General features: G+C 34.7%; 12 protein-coding genes and 3 pseudogenes. 8 read left to right on the plus strand and 7 right to left on the minus strand.

Annotated elements, in window-relative coordinates; genetic code table 11:
* Positions 1–81 precede the first annotated feature (81 nt).
* Positions 82–851: pseudogene (locus HF197_RS06705) on the minus strand (IS5 family transposase).
* Positions 852–1,197: 346 nt separating this feature from the next.
* Here HF197_RS06705 and tnpC (HF197_RS06710) point away from each other — a divergent pair.
* Positions 1,198–2,558: pseudogene (tnpC, locus tag HF197_RS06710) on the plus strand (IS66 family transposase).
* A 276-nt stretch (positions 2,559–2,834) separates the two neighbouring features.
* Here the strand turns inward: tnpC (HF197_RS06710) and HF197_RS06715 are convergent.
* From HF197_RS06715 to rplM, 3 genes are all read right to left on the minus strand, one after another.
* Positions 2,835–3,143, minus strand: a complete 309-nt coding sequence (locus tag HF197_RS06715; RefSeq protein WP_168464750.1) for an HU family DNA-binding protein — start codon at positions 3,141–3,143, stop codon at positions 2,835–2,837.
* 129 nt (positions 3,144–3,272) lie between these two features.
* Positions 3,273–3,710 carry a 30S ribosomal protein S9 gene (gene rpsI / locus HF197_RS06720; protein ID WP_168464751.1) on the minus strand — a complete coding sequence of 146 codons (438 nt, stop codon included), beginning with the start codon at positions 3,708–3,710 and terminating at the stop codon, positions 3,273–3,275.
* A 10-nt stretch (positions 3,711–3,720) separates the two neighbouring features.
* Positions 3,721–4,179: a 50S ribosomal protein L13 gene (rplM, locus tag HF197_RS06725; protein ID WP_168464752.1), complete on the minus strand. Its 459-nt coding sequence runs from the start codon at positions 4,177–4,179 to the stop codon at positions 3,721–3,723.
* Positions 4,180–4,311: 132 nt separating this feature from the next.
* Here rplM and HF197_RS06730 point away from each other — a divergent pair, with 132 nt between their 5' ends.
* From HF197_RS06730 to HF197_RS06740, 3 genes are all read left to right on the plus strand, one after another.
* Positions 4,312–5,565: a TolC family protein gene (locus HF197_RS06730; RefSeq protein WP_168464753.1), complete on the plus strand. Its 1,254-nt coding sequence runs from the start codon at positions 4,312–4,314 to the stop codon at positions 5,563–5,565.
* A gap of 18 nt (positions 5,566–5,583) precedes the next feature.
* Positions 5,584–6,105 (plus strand): DUF2497 domain-containing protein, encoded by a 522-nt coding sequence (locus tag HF197_RS06735; protein ID WP_168464754.1) that lies wholly within the window; start codon positions 5,584–5,586, stop codon positions 6,103–6,105.
* 76 nt (positions 6,106–6,181) lie between these two features.
* Positions 6,182–6,757: an RlmE family RNA methyltransferase gene (locus HF197_RS06740; RefSeq protein WP_168464956.1), complete on the plus strand. Its 576-nt coding sequence runs from the start codon at positions 6,182–6,184 to the stop codon at positions 6,755–6,757.
* On the opposite strand, the gene HF197_RS06745 is transcribed toward HF197_RS06740, so the two are convergent.
* Positions 6,754–7,404: a heme exporter protein CcmB gene (locus HF197_RS06745; protein WP_168464755.1), complete on the minus strand. Its 651-nt coding sequence runs from the start codon at positions 7,402–7,404 to the stop codon at positions 6,754–6,756. The genes HF197_RS06740 and HF197_RS06745 overlap by 4 nt on opposite strands.
* A gap of 100 nt (positions 7,405–7,504) precedes the next feature.
* On the opposite strand from HF197_RS06745, the gene HF197_RS06750 reads away from it, so the two are divergent.
* Together HF197_RS06750 and gmk are read left to right on the plus strand one after the other, a co-directional pair.
* The gene (locus HF197_RS06750) at positions 7,505–7,888 is read left to right on the plus strand and encodes a TraR/DksA family transcriptional regulator (protein ID WP_168464756.1); all 384 of its coding nucleotides are present in this window, start codon (positions 7,505–7,507) and stop codon (positions 7,886–7,888) included.
* Between the two features lie 215 nt (positions 7,889–8,103).
* On the plus strand, positions 8,104–8,712 hold the full coding sequence (gmk, locus tag HF197_RS06755; protein WP_168464757.1) for a guanylate kinase: 609 nt from the start codon (positions 8,104–8,106) through the stop codon (positions 8,710–8,712).
* A gap of 18 nt (positions 8,713–8,730) precedes the next feature.
* On the opposite strand, the gene tmk is transcribed toward gmk, so the two are convergent.
* Positions 8,731–9,324: a dTMP kinase gene (gene tmk / locus HF197_RS06760; protein ID WP_168464758.1), complete on the minus strand. Its 594-nt coding sequence runs from the start codon at positions 9,322–9,324 to the stop codon at positions 8,731–8,733.
* A gap of 103 nt (positions 9,325–9,427) precedes the next feature.
* Between tmk and HF197_RS06765 the strand changes: the two genes are divergently transcribed.
* Together HF197_RS06765 and HF197_RS06770 are read left to right on the plus strand one after the other, a co-directional pair.
* The gene (locus HF197_RS06765) at positions 9,428–10,000 is read left to right on the plus strand and encodes a thioredoxin family protein (RefSeq protein ID WP_168464759.1); all 573 of its coding nucleotides are present in this window, start codon (positions 9,428–9,430) and stop codon (positions 9,998–10,000) included.
* A 5-nt stretch (positions 10,001–10,005) separates the two neighbouring features.
* Positions 10,006–11,721 (plus strand): cation:proton antiporter domain-containing protein, encoded by a 1,716-nt coding sequence (locus HF197_RS06770; RefSeq protein ID WP_168464760.1) that lies wholly within the window; start codon positions 10,006–10,008, stop codon positions 11,719–11,721.
* Positions 11,722–11,767: 46 nt separating this feature from the next.
* Here the strand turns inward: HF197_RS06770 and tnpC (HF197_RS06775) are convergent.
* A pseudogene (gene tnpC / locus HF197_RS06775) lies at positions 11,768–13,128 on the minus strand (IS66 family transposase).
* Between the last annotated feature and the right edge of the window lie 230 nt (positions 13,129–13,358).

Raw genomic sequence — 13,358 nt, forward strand, 5'->3', positions numbered from 1 at the left:
CGAAGTGCTGCCAAAATATCTCCTCATTAATTCCAGTAACAAATTTACGTAAGTTTGCTTTCTTAGAAGGTGTCTGCAAACTCAAGAATTAGCTAATTTAGTAAGCATAATAGTAGTCATATTAAAGAAAATATTGGTTTCCGAAGTTTGAGGAGAATGCTCATAATCCTTACTCATACGCCTAAAATTGGAAAGCCAAGCAAAAGTTCTTTCAACAATCCAACGCTTCGGTATAACCTCAAATCCCGCAATATTAGGAGCTTTTTTTGCTATTGTAAATAAACATCCTGTTTTTATTAAGCATCTGTTTTTAAGGTTACCTGTGTATCCTTGATCAGCAAAAAACCTCTGTAATGTTGGTATTTTTTGTTTTGCTTTTACCAGAAGATCTAAAGCTCCCTCGCGGTCTTGGATGCTTGCACTGTGTACATCTGCCGTAATCACGAGTCCTAGCGTGTCTACAATAATATGCCGTTTTCGACCTTTTATTTTCTTGCCAGCATCGTAACCTCTGGCCCCCCTTTTTGAGTCGTTTTTACTGATTGGCTGTCAATTATTCCAACTGATGGTGTGGCTCTTTTACCAACTACCTCCCTTACTTTTTTTACTAAAATATCGTGTATTTCTTGCCATTTTCCAGTGTTTTTTAGTCGTGTGTTCCAACTGTAAATTGTCTTCCATGGTGGGAAATCCTTAGGTAATTGTCTCCATTGGCAGCCTGTTCTCATTACGTACCTTATTGCATTAATAATTGTTCTAATATCGTGTTTTCTTGGTCTACCTGTCTTTTTTGGCTCAAAATATGGCTTTAAAATTTCCCATTCACTGTCTTTTATGTCACTTGGATACATGTTAAAGTTATCCTTGTATCACATAATTGTCCTTTTTTCTACTTTTCTACATACTTTGCAGACACCTTCTTAGCTGGATCTATTTCCTTAGCTGTCTTTGTTTTATTAATTTTCATAACTATTACTCCTCTTTTTACTTAAAGAAGAAATATAACAAATATATACAACTTTCACGAGAATTGCGCTTTTATAAATTCTTTTTAAGCATCACGCGTAAGTACTTTTTTAATAAAAATATCAAATTAGCTAATAATTTAACCTATATATCGTATCCATTCAGCTGGGCGGTAAAATAAAGAGTAGACAAGGAATGCTAAAAGGTAAACTAGAGTGGCTGTGAGGTAATATGGTTGATCTTTTAGAATTTTGCGAAAGTTTAAGCAGACTATAGAAAAGTTAGAAACAAAAATAGAAGAGCTTAAAGCAGAAAATAAAGCGCTAAGGATCGAAAACGCTGAGTTAAAAGAAAGGCTTGGCTTAAGTTCAAAAAATTCATCTATACCAAGCTCCAAAGAATTATATAAGATGAGGGAAAATAAGCCAAAAAGTGACAGGAAAGTAGGAGCACAGGTTGGACATAAAGGCAGTTACCGCCCTAAAATGGAGGCAGATGAGATGGTAAAAATAGAACTGCCCAATACGTGTGAGTGCGGAGGAGAAATTGCGGTATCAAAAGATCCGTATACTCATCAAAAGGTCGATTTGCCGGAAATCAAGCCGTATGTAGTTGAATATCAACTAGAGCATGGACGTTGCAAAAGATGTGGAAAAAGAAAAAGTAGCAAGCTACAAGAAGGAGTAACTGCGGACACATTTGGTCCAAGAGTTAAGTCAGTAATTGCAGCATTAAGTGGATTTTACAAGAATTCGAAAAAAGAAGTGGCAAATATTATAAAGGACATTTTCAACCTGGATATCAGCGTCGGTAGTGTATCAAATAGCGAGGCTAGAGTGGCAGAAAAATGCCAAGAAGCATATGAGCAAATTGAGGAAGAGGTAAGCAAGAGCAAAATTTTACATATCGATGAAACTAGCCATTACAACAAAGGTAAACAGGGCTGGTGCTGGATGTTTGCGAGCAAAATAGGAAGTGTGATCAAATTGACAGAGTCAAGAGGGATGAAAGTCCTGGAAAATAGTAAATTTGGAAAGAATAACAACCTAGTAGTGACCAACAGATATGCAGCTTACAACTACTTTTCCAGCAAGAAAAGGCAGGTCTGTTGGGCACATTTAGCAAGAGATTTTGAAAGGTTGTCTCATAGTTGGAATAGCGAAGTGAAAGTTTTGGGGTATTATTTAAGGAATGTTGCTACTGAATTATTTGCATTGAAAAAAGCTCTGTTAAAGGATGAAATAGACACATTAAGGTTCATAAGAAGAGCAAGAAAATTACGCAAGCGAACGAGATATTACTTAAAGAATATATCAAATTTACCCGAGGCAATTGGAGCGTCTCGAGTAGCAAAAAATATCATGAAATCGGATCTGATGATGTGGAAATTTTTGGACGATCCAGAAAATATTCCACTGACAAACAACTATGCTGAGCGACAGATTCGGCATTACGTTGTTTACCGAAAAGTTTCATATTTTACACAATCGAAACGGGGAAATATGTTTCTTGAGAGGATAATTTCATTGTACTTGACTTGGAGGCAAAAGAAGTTAAATCCTTTTCAAAACCTACTGGCTATTGCTTCTTAAGCCATACACCTGAATGGATACACCATTAAATAACCTTATAAAAACAAATTCCCTCTGCATATATATATGCAGCCTTAACCTTTTGAGGGCTTAAAATTCAAGCATTCAGATCATTCCTTAGGCAGTAATGAGAATACTCTATCAACCAATTCCTTACTCTTAATGATTATATGAAAACAAGAGAATAAAATGCCATGTAAGACATGGCACATATGCTAAAAAACATACCCCACTACTTACAAGCGAAACTGTGCTTTCCAGCTTATATAATGCAGTTCAGCCAGCTGCTGCATGCTTCTCATTCAGCTTGACTAGAAGGTTGTGACTTGCTTTGAATTTTACTCTTCTCTTTTCAGGAACAATCATTATTGCACCAGTCTGAGGATTACGACATTGCTTTTCCTTACTGGTAACAGCAGCTAATGTTCCCACGCCATACAAGCGTATTTCGCCAATACTATCTAACTCATCTTTTATTACTGTCATAAGAAAGTCATGAATTTTGCCTAGATAATATTTTGTTATGTCTATTTCATTTTTAGAACAAAAGTCTTTTAATTTACTTATTATATTTTCTTTACTCATAAATTACCTTAATATTGAAAAAATTACACAGATAGCATATTACGTTGACAATGATAGTCAACTAAATTTATCACGAAAATATAGGCACCTCTGTAAATATTTGTACAATGTTTATAAAAAATACCACAATTATCTTTTAGAAAATTGACATTTCTTACGTGCCTTATGTTGACCATACTTTTTACGTTCAACAACACGTGGATCTCGTGTTAAAAACCCACCATTACGCAATATAGAATGCAAATCCTGGCTGACATTACTTAAAGCTCTACTTATCCCGTGAGCTAAAGCACCTGCTTGACCAGATAATCCCCCACCTTTTACAGTTGCAAATATATCATATTTATCTAGCGTAGAAGTTGCAACAAAAGGAGCTCTTACCACCTGACATACTGATTCTCTCTTGAAGTAATCAAGCAACTTCTCCTTCCTATTAATATTAAATTTTCCAGTTCCTGGTTTTATCCAGACTCTTGCAACAGATTCTTTCCTCAGACCTGTTCCATATGAACGACCGAGTGAATCAACTGCTGTTTTGATTGTTTTATTTATTGCAAAACTTTCCATTTTAACTCCATTATTTCTTGTTTTTACGATTTAAAGATGCAAAATCTATTTTTTCAGGTTGTTGTCCTTGGTTCTTATGCTCTGGACCAGCATAAACGTATAAATTTTCAAGACGCCTGCGTGCCATAGGTCCATCATCAAGCATCCTTTTTACGGCCATTTTCATTACACGCTCAGGGAACTTGCCACTTAAAATATTATCCGGAGTATTTTTCTTTAGACCACCAGGATAACCTGTATGCTTGTAATAAATCTTATCCTTTAATTTCTTTCCGGTAAAACACACTTTTTCTGCATTGATGATAATAACATTATCACCACAATCCATGTGAGGTGTATATTCAGGTTTGTGTTTTCCGCGTAAAAGCGTTGCAACAAATGCTGCAAGCCTACCTACCACTAATCCTTCCGCGTCTATAATAAACCATTTTTTATCAATTTGTTTTTCTTTTAAGGAAAATGTCTTCATTATAATTTAACTAAACAGTAGTAAGCTACTATACACTTAATTCTTAACCATTGTCAAGAACATTAGTTATTGATTATTAAAGGAGTTTATGCTAGTAATTTGGCTGCACGACCATTGTAGAAAAGGAGCAGAATGTTTCGATTAATTATTACACTTGTAACTATTTTAAGTACTATAAGCTGCTATGCAATTGATCTTGAAGAAGCTATAGATATGGCCATTAAAAACAGCTCAAAACTAAAATCGCAGTTCTATCAATATCAAAGTGCAGAAAGATACCATAAATCTACGGGATTGGCTGGATTTTTGCCTGATATCAGCTTGCAATATGACTTTGACAGTAAATTTAATCTCGTTGATCCTAGTAAATCAAATCGACATGAAAAACTTCTGACACTTAGCCAAAGAGTAATAGATGGTGGTGGCACTTTTGCTACATTTGGTCGATCAAGTCATCTATTGCAAGTAGAAAAAATAAGGTTTCAACGATTGAAGCAAGATCTTGCGCTTAAAGCTGTTGCAGCATACGTTGATGTTTTACAGAAAACAGAAATGCTGAAGTTAAGAGAACACAAAGAACGTGTTTCCTTAGAACATTTATCAGCCATGAAAAAACGCTTTTCTCTTGGAGAGGTAACCAATGCTGAAGTTTCATTAGCAAAGGCAAAATTTTCATCTGCTGTATCAAGAAGAGTTGACGCAGAGGGTAAGTTAAAAGTGGCAAATGTTGCCTATTTTCATTTGATTGGGGAAGATCCTTATGAGCTTTCTGAAGCAAATGATAAGCTACCTTCCGTTCCTGAATTAGATGAGTGTTTACAATTAGCAAGAACTAATAACTTATATCTGAAAATGGCAATTCACCAAAAAAAGGCAGATGGAATGGGAGTGATAGCTGAAACTTCAAGGTGGTTACCTTCTTTGAATCTAAGTGCAAGTGCAGATCTTAAGCAAAGTGAGAGCGGAGAGGAAAATGTACTTAAGAGATTATTAGGAAATACTAATATTATTTTTACCCTTGACATTCCAATTGTTAAAAGGGGCACAAATTTTTTTGGTATCGGTAGAGCTCATATGGATGTAAAAAAATCCACCCATGATTATTATGAAGCAGTCAAAAATGTAGAACGAGAGGTTATTCAAGCATGGAATAATGTTTTAACAGCAAAAGCTGTTATCAAAGCAAGCCAAGAGGCAGAAGCAGCAGCAGCCTTAGCACTTGAAGGGGCTGAACAAGAGGTAAACTTACATTTAAAGAGCACAACTGACCTTTTGGATACCGAAGATGCACTATTCGAAGCGCGTTCGGACTTAGTTAGCGCAAAAAGCAATTATGTTACTAGTGTTTACAATTTGCTTTTTATGATAAATAGTATAGATCTCTAAATTTATTGGTACTGATATATGAACGATGGACAAAAGCAAAATGTAAAGGATATTTTAGAAGATATAAAAAGAGCTATATCTGATAAAAACACTGAAGCAGAAACAGAGGATGATGAGGATGTATTGCATCTTGAAGATGAATATTTGGAAGATACAGAAGAAAGCAATGAGGAAGAGCATTATGAAGACAAGGAAAATGAGGAGACAGCTGTAAGTAATGGCAAACTAAATGGTCATAGCTATGACTTAAAAAAAGATATTGGTTTGCATAATAATACTCAAGTGAAACAAGTGCAAGATAATGATCAACTAATTTTGAAAGAAAATATGGAGGGAATCAAAGCGTTGCTTGGAAAGATGCAAAATGAGTTACAACAGCAACAAAAGCAGCAGCAAAAAAGACAAGAGCTCACCGTTGAAGAGTTAGTAATCTCTCTTTTAAAACCTCAATTATCAGAGTGGTTAAATAAGTATTTATACGGGCTAGTAAAAGAAGTAGTCGAAAAAGAGCTAAAAGATATAATAAATAAAAACAAGTAAGGTATTAGCTATAAAAACTAGAGTAAAGACGGCTAGAGGCAGGAAATTGTCTTCAACGAGATGGCTACATCGTCACCTGAATGATCAATATGTGCAGAAAATTAGCAAGGATGGCTATAGGTCACGTTCAGCATATAAGCTGGTAGAAATAGATAATAAGTTTAAATTGTTCAAAAAAGGACAAAAAGTGATCGACCTTGGTGCATCACCTGGAGGATGGTCACAGGTTGCATCTCAAAAAGGTACAGATGTGTTTGCTATTGATATAAAACCAATGAATGCACTTCAAGGAGTGGAGTTTATACAGTGCGGTATCATCAATGGACTTGAGACTTTAAAGGAAATATTCAAAGACCAAAAATTTGATGTAATTTTATCTGATATGGCTCCGGAAACCTGTGGATTAAAATCAGCTGATCACATTAGAATTATGCTTTTGTGCGAAGCAGCTTTAAATTTTGCAAAGCATTTTTTAAACAATGGTGGTAAGTTTGTAGTAAAAATTTTCCAAGGAGAGTCTGATAAAGAGTTCTGTAATCAGCTAAAAAAAATGTTTCAAACAGTAAAATACTTTAAGCCAAAGTCAAGTAGATCTGAATCCTCAGAAATGTATTTAGTAAGTTTAGACTTCGTCGATAGCGATATAATTTAATCTTGTTCCACAGCAAACTTTAACGCCATATTAGTAGCTAGGGTACTGCTAACTATGAGAATGGCAAAAATCAAAATAGTGACCAGAAGTATGTTAATATTCAAAGGTAAATTTTCAAATTGAGCTAATAGCTTGAAGTATACAAAGGTCGGCATAATAATCGGCAATACTAAAACTTGCGATATTCCTGATGCTAAATTATTCCTACCAATCATTAGCGCATTTCCGGTCGCTGAAATATTTATTATTATTAAGGTATTAAATAATAAAGATAATGCTACTACAGTTGATTGTTCAATACTATTGCTCTCTATTACAAAGTCAAATATAAAGAAGATCAGCGAGATTGGTAATCCAAATGCTAACCAATGGGCAAAAATTTTGTAAATGATTATAAGTTTAGAAGAAAATGGTTGTATGAAGATTTGCTCAAGTATTCCATCATGATAATCTGACGTAAATAAATTACTTGTAGAAATTTGTAAAACGAACGTAGCACAGATCCATACTAACGTCAACATGATTTCTTGTTTATTATTGTTGTTTTCTAATGAAAATGAAGATAAACTTAACATTATAATAAAAATACACATTATGTAGATAAAATTCTTATTATTTGTTGTTAACTTTTTTACTAGGCGAACCATACTAAGGCCTTTAAATGTTTATTATGAATTATAGTGTTTACTTTGAGGGTAGTATAATTTTTTGTTTTTGAGTTATATAGATTTTATTATTTAATTGATTATGGAAGAGTCATCAAAAATAAAATTACCAGAAAATTACACCCCTTCAGAAGATGAAGAGTACATGAGCGCAAGGCAATTGGAATACTTTAGCCTTAAACTGCAACTAGAGCTTGATGAACTAGAGAAACAAGAGTTAGAAGATGGTGTACACTATTCTGATGAGGATAGTGGAGATGAAAAATTAATTAAGCGTAGAAAAGACAAAAAAGAGAAAATTAAAGAAGCACTAGAAAAAATAAAATTGGGGACTTATGGTTATTGTGATGGAACAGGTGATGAAATTGGTGTTGAAAGGCTAAAAGCTAATCTACTTGCTGTATATTGTATCGAAGAGCAAGAAAAAATAGAAAAACAAGAAAACGTGTATAATACCGACGATTAACATGTTCTTTTTCAACAAACACGGCTATAGTATATTTTTTAAAAGGTAAGCTTCATATTTAATTTCTTAAAAACACACAAAATAGAACCTTAATATTCCCCAATTTATATTTTTCTTATCCTAACGAGGGTTTTTTCAAATTTGCATTTTAATCATTCTATAGCAGTTCAATCAAAAAAAGTTTAATATTTATAAAATTACTCAGAAGATAAAGGATGAATTTAAAGAACGAAGGTATATTATTGATTCTATCCTCTCCCTCGGGAGCTGGAAAAACTACTATATCAGAAAAACTACTTGAGCAATCAACTGATTTGGTTAGATCCATTTCTATGACTACGCGCGAACCTCGCCTTGGAGAAATCGATGGCCAAGATTATTTCTTTGTTACAGAAGAAAAATTTCATGATCTGTGTAAAGCTGGCAAAATGCTTGAATATGCCAAAGTTTTTGATAATTTTTATGGTATACCAAGAGACTTTATAGAGCAAAACCTTCACAATGGAATAAGCGTTTTATTGGTTATAGATTGGCAAGGAGCATTTCACTTATTTAAGACTATGAAAGAAAAAGTTGTGAGCATCTTCATCCTCCCTCCCTCTATGGAAGAACTGAGATTGCGTTTGCAAAAACGCAACAGTGACAGTGCAGATGAAATAGAGCGAAGGCTAGCTGAAGCTCAAAAAGAAATAAGCAAACGTGATAAATATGATTACATAATAATAAATGATAATATTGACAAAAGTGTTAAAGAAATAAATTCCATACTTAATGTAGAAAGATTAAAGAGACTGAAAGAGAAGAAAAATTCAACTTTAGCATAGGGCTTATATATGAAAGTTCTATACTAGCCTTTTAGTGATTTCATTAATAATGGTATTATGCACCTGGCTATTATCCATCGTTTCAATATTGGTTAAAATACTACATCTACTTGGTTCTTTTTTAGCAATTTCCTGAAATCCCTGTCTAACTCTATTGTAAAAATCTACGTCCATTTCTTCATATTTGTTCTTATCTTTTGCCCTATTGAGTCCAGCTTTAACATCAATATCTAAGATTAATGTGATATCTGGATATCTAATTCCCGCTAGTTCATGTAGATTATTTATCAGCTTCAAATCAACACCAAGCCCATATCCTTGATATGCAATAGTTGAATCAATAAATCGATCACAGATTACTACTTTTCCTTCTACAAGGGCTGGTAATATAAGATTTTTCATATGCTCATATCTCATTGATACAAGCAGTAAGAGTTCGGAAACTGGATCAATACTGCTAATTAACATTGATTCCCTTATCTTTTCTGCAAAGTCAGTGCCACCTGGCTCTCGAGTTAGTATTACATCGTAAGTTTGTTGAAAATGATCTGCAAGTAGCCTAGACTGCGTTGTCTTGCTAGAGCCATCTATTCCCTCAAAAGTTATGAACATAAATTATAATGCTAAAAAAGAATATGCAAATAGTATACATAGAAACTATTTGACACTTAAACAATAAAACCATAAATTACATATGATATTCTAACTTAAGCTTATGGTTGCTTTGAACACTCCTCAGGTAGATTTTGACTTTACTGCAAAAGATTTTAACCTACTGGGAATAGATAATAAGTACTATTCATTAAATGACTGTCGTGGGAAAAATGGCTTAATCGTAATGTTTATATGTAATCATTGCCCTTATGTACAGTCAATTATTAGCAACTTAGTAATAGATATTGATTTATTAAGAAAAAATCACCAAGTAAACACTGTTGCAATCATGCCAAATGATATAAGTGAATATCCAGAAGATTCATTTGAAAATATGGTTAATTTTGCTAAAGAGAATAAATTTACCTTTCCATACCTTATTGATAGCACACAAAAAGTGGCCAAGGAGTATGGGGCTGTTTGCACCCCTGATTTTTTTGGTTTTAACTCCAACCTAAACCTTTGTTATCGCGGTCGCTTTAATGATGCGAAAAAAGAAAAGATTCAAGGGTATGAAGCAGGAAGCAGCGATTTATTTCAAGCCATGAAATTTATTGCAGAAACTGATAATTTTCCAGCTGAGCAAAAATCCAGTATTGGTTGCTCAATCAAGTGGTTTAAGTCTACAGGTTAAATATTATGCACAGCAGCTCTCAGCATTTGTTTGACATTATAATTTTGCTTTCTGCTGCTGTGTTTATAGTCATAGCGTTTTGGAAGATGAACATTAGTCCAGTGCTTGGCTACTTTGTTGCAGGCGCAGTTATTGGTTCTCACGGGTTCAATTTAGTGCATTCGGCTGCAGCAATGGATAATTTTGCAGAATTTGGTGTAGTTTTCCTGTTGTTCATTATAGGCCTTGAGTTAACCTTTGAGCGCTTAATTGCCATGCGTATTCATGTCTTTGGGTTTGGTTCTTTACAGGTAATAATAACCATGCTGGCAATATGGTGCATTGCTCTTGCATTTGGTGTAGATACCCATATGGCTATGGTTATAGGTGGTGGACTTGCGCTATCTTCAACAGCAATAGTTTTGCAGGTTTTGCAAGAAAAAGGCTCGCAAGCAAGTCAGGTTGGTAGATTATCGATAGCGGTATTGCTAATGCAAGACTTCGCAGTAGTACCATTAATAGTATTGGTACCACTACTTGCTGGTAATTCTGAGCATAGCCTAATAAGCTCACTTGCTGGTTCGTTAATACAAGCAGCTATTGCTCTAGTGCTAATATTTATAACTGGCAGGTTATTGCTTAGACCTTTATTTTCAGTAATTGCCAAAATGGAAAGTAATGAAGTATTTATCTCAACAACACTTTTGATAATACTTGGAGCAGCATTTATTACTGAACAGTTTCACCTTTCACTGGCACTCGGAGCGTTTGTTGCTGGATTGCTGGTTGCAGAAACAGAATATAGGCATTCAGTAGAGCATGCAATATTGCCATTCAAAGATTTGCTGTTAGGGTTATTTTTTATGACTGTTGGCATGTCTATAGACACTGAACTTTTGCTCAACAAGCTGCCACTTATTACTTTATTATCTATTGTTCTTATTATTTTAAAAACATCTATAATATACATCTTGTGCAAGTTCTTTGGATTTAAAAGTGCACCTGCTATACAAGCTGGACTATTGCTTGCGCAAGGTGGCGAATTTGCATTTATTTTGTTTCGCTTGGCAGATGAGCTAGATGTGCTACAGAGCGAAATCGCTCAAATACTTATGATGGTGACTACAGTAACCATGGCATTTACTCCTCTTTTATCTGGAATTGGGGATTGGATAGCCTCATTTAGTGCTGAAAAGGTGATATTAGACGATGCATCTGTAGAGGTAGATACACAAGACCTTCACAATCATGTAATAGTTGCTGGGTTTGGTAGGGTCGGATATATGGTAACAAAGATGTTGACTGCAGAACATGTAAGTTACGTTGTTGTAGATATTCAATCCAAGATAGTTAAAGAAGGAACAAGCGATGGCTTTCCTATATATCTTGGTGATGTTACAAGACCTGAGATTCTAAAATCAGTAGGAATAGAAAGGACGCAAGCTCTCGTTATTTCTATCAAGAATGAAGTTACTATAAAGAAAGTAGTTGCCTTAGTTGCAGCAAATTTTCCGCATGTCAGTATAATAATACGCCTACCAGACCTCAGTAATGTTGAAGATTATAAGCATCTTGGGGCTAGCAAAATTATCCCTGAAACTTCCGAAATAGGGTTACAGTTGGGTGGAGCGGCATTGAGTTTAAGTGGAATAAGTGAAAGCGGAGTTGCATCTCTTAAGAGCAAGTTTAGAAAAGGCAACTATAGTATGTTAAAGGACATTAGTAGCGAGATAGATGAGTAGAGCTGCCGCATTTGACCGTATGATTGTATCCATTCAGGTGTATGGCTTAAGAAGCAATAGCCAGTAGGTTTTGAAAAGGATTTAACTTCTTTTGCCTCCAAGTCAAGTACAATGAAATTATCCTCTCAAGAAACATATTTCCCCGTTTCGATTGTGTAAAATATGAAACTTTTCGGTAAACAACGTAATGCCGAATCTGTCGCTCAGCATAGTTGTTTGTCAGTGGAATATTTTCTGGATCGTCCAAAAATTTCCACATCATCAGATCCGATTTCATGATATTTTTTGCTACTCGAGACGCTCCAATTGCCTCGGGTAAATTTGATATATTCTTTAAGTAATATCTCGTTCGCTTGCGTAATTTTCTTGCTCTTCTTATGAACCTTAATGTGTCTATTTCATCCTTTAACAGAGCTTTTTTCAATGCAAATAATTCAGTAGCAACATTCCTTAAATAATACCCCAAAACTTTCACTTCGCTATTCCAACTATGAGACAACCTTTCAAAATCTCTTGCTAAATGTGCCCAACAGACCTGCCTTTTCTTGCTGGAAAAGTAGTTGTAAGCTGCATATCTGTCGGTCACTACTAGGTTGTTATTCTTTCCAAATTTACTATTTTCCAGGACTTTCATCCCTCTTGACTCTGTCAATTTGATCACACTTCCTATTTTGCTCGCAAACATCCAGCACCAGCCCTGTTTACCTTTGTTGTAATGGCTAGTTTCATCGATATGTAAAATTTTGCTCTTGCTTACCTCTTCCTCAATTTGCTCATATGCTTCTTGGCATTTTTCTGCCACTCTAGCCTCGCTATTTGATACACTACCGACGCTGATATCCAGGTTGAAAATGTCCTTTATAATATTTGCCACTTCTTTTTTCGAATTCTTGTAAAATCCACTTAATGCTGTAATTACTGACTTAACTCTTGGACCAAATGTGTCCGCAGTTACTCCTTCTTGTAGCTTGCTACTTTTTCTTTTTCCACATCTTTTGCAACGTCCATGCTCTAGTTAATATTCAACTACATACGGCTTGATTTCCGGCAAATCGACCTTTTGATGAGTATACGGATCTTTTGATACCGCAATTTCTCCTCCGCACTCACACGTATTGGGCAGTTCTATTTTTACCATCTCATCTGCCTCCATTTTAGGGCGGTAACTGCCTTTATGTCCAACCTGTGCTCCTACTTTCCTGTCACTTTTTGGCTTATTTTCCCTCATCTTATATAATTCTTTGGAGCTTGGTATAGATGAATTTTTTGAATTTAAGCCAAGCCTTTCTTTTAACTCAGCGTTTTCGATCCTTAGCGCTTTATTTTCTGCTTTAAGCTCTTCTATTTTTGTTTCTAACTTTTCTATAGTCTGCTTAAACTTTCGCAAAATTCTAAAAGATCAACCATATTACCTCACAGCCACTCTAGTTTACCTTTTTAGCATTCCTTGTCTACTCTTTATTTTACCGCCCGGCTGAATGGATACACCATAATTTCTAATATTTTTACTACTAGATATAACAAGAAAACTTTTTTGCATAAAATCTTTAATAAAAAGTTATAGACTTCAACCACTTATTTACCATACATAGAAAAATATTTGTTAATTTAAACAATATTTTTACTAATTAATTTGA

This window comes from Wolbachia endosymbiont of Ctenocephalides felis wCfeT (assembly GCF_012277295.1).
Lineage (GTDB): Bacteria > Pseudomonadota > Alphaproteobacteria > Rickettsiales > Anaplasmataceae > Wolbachia.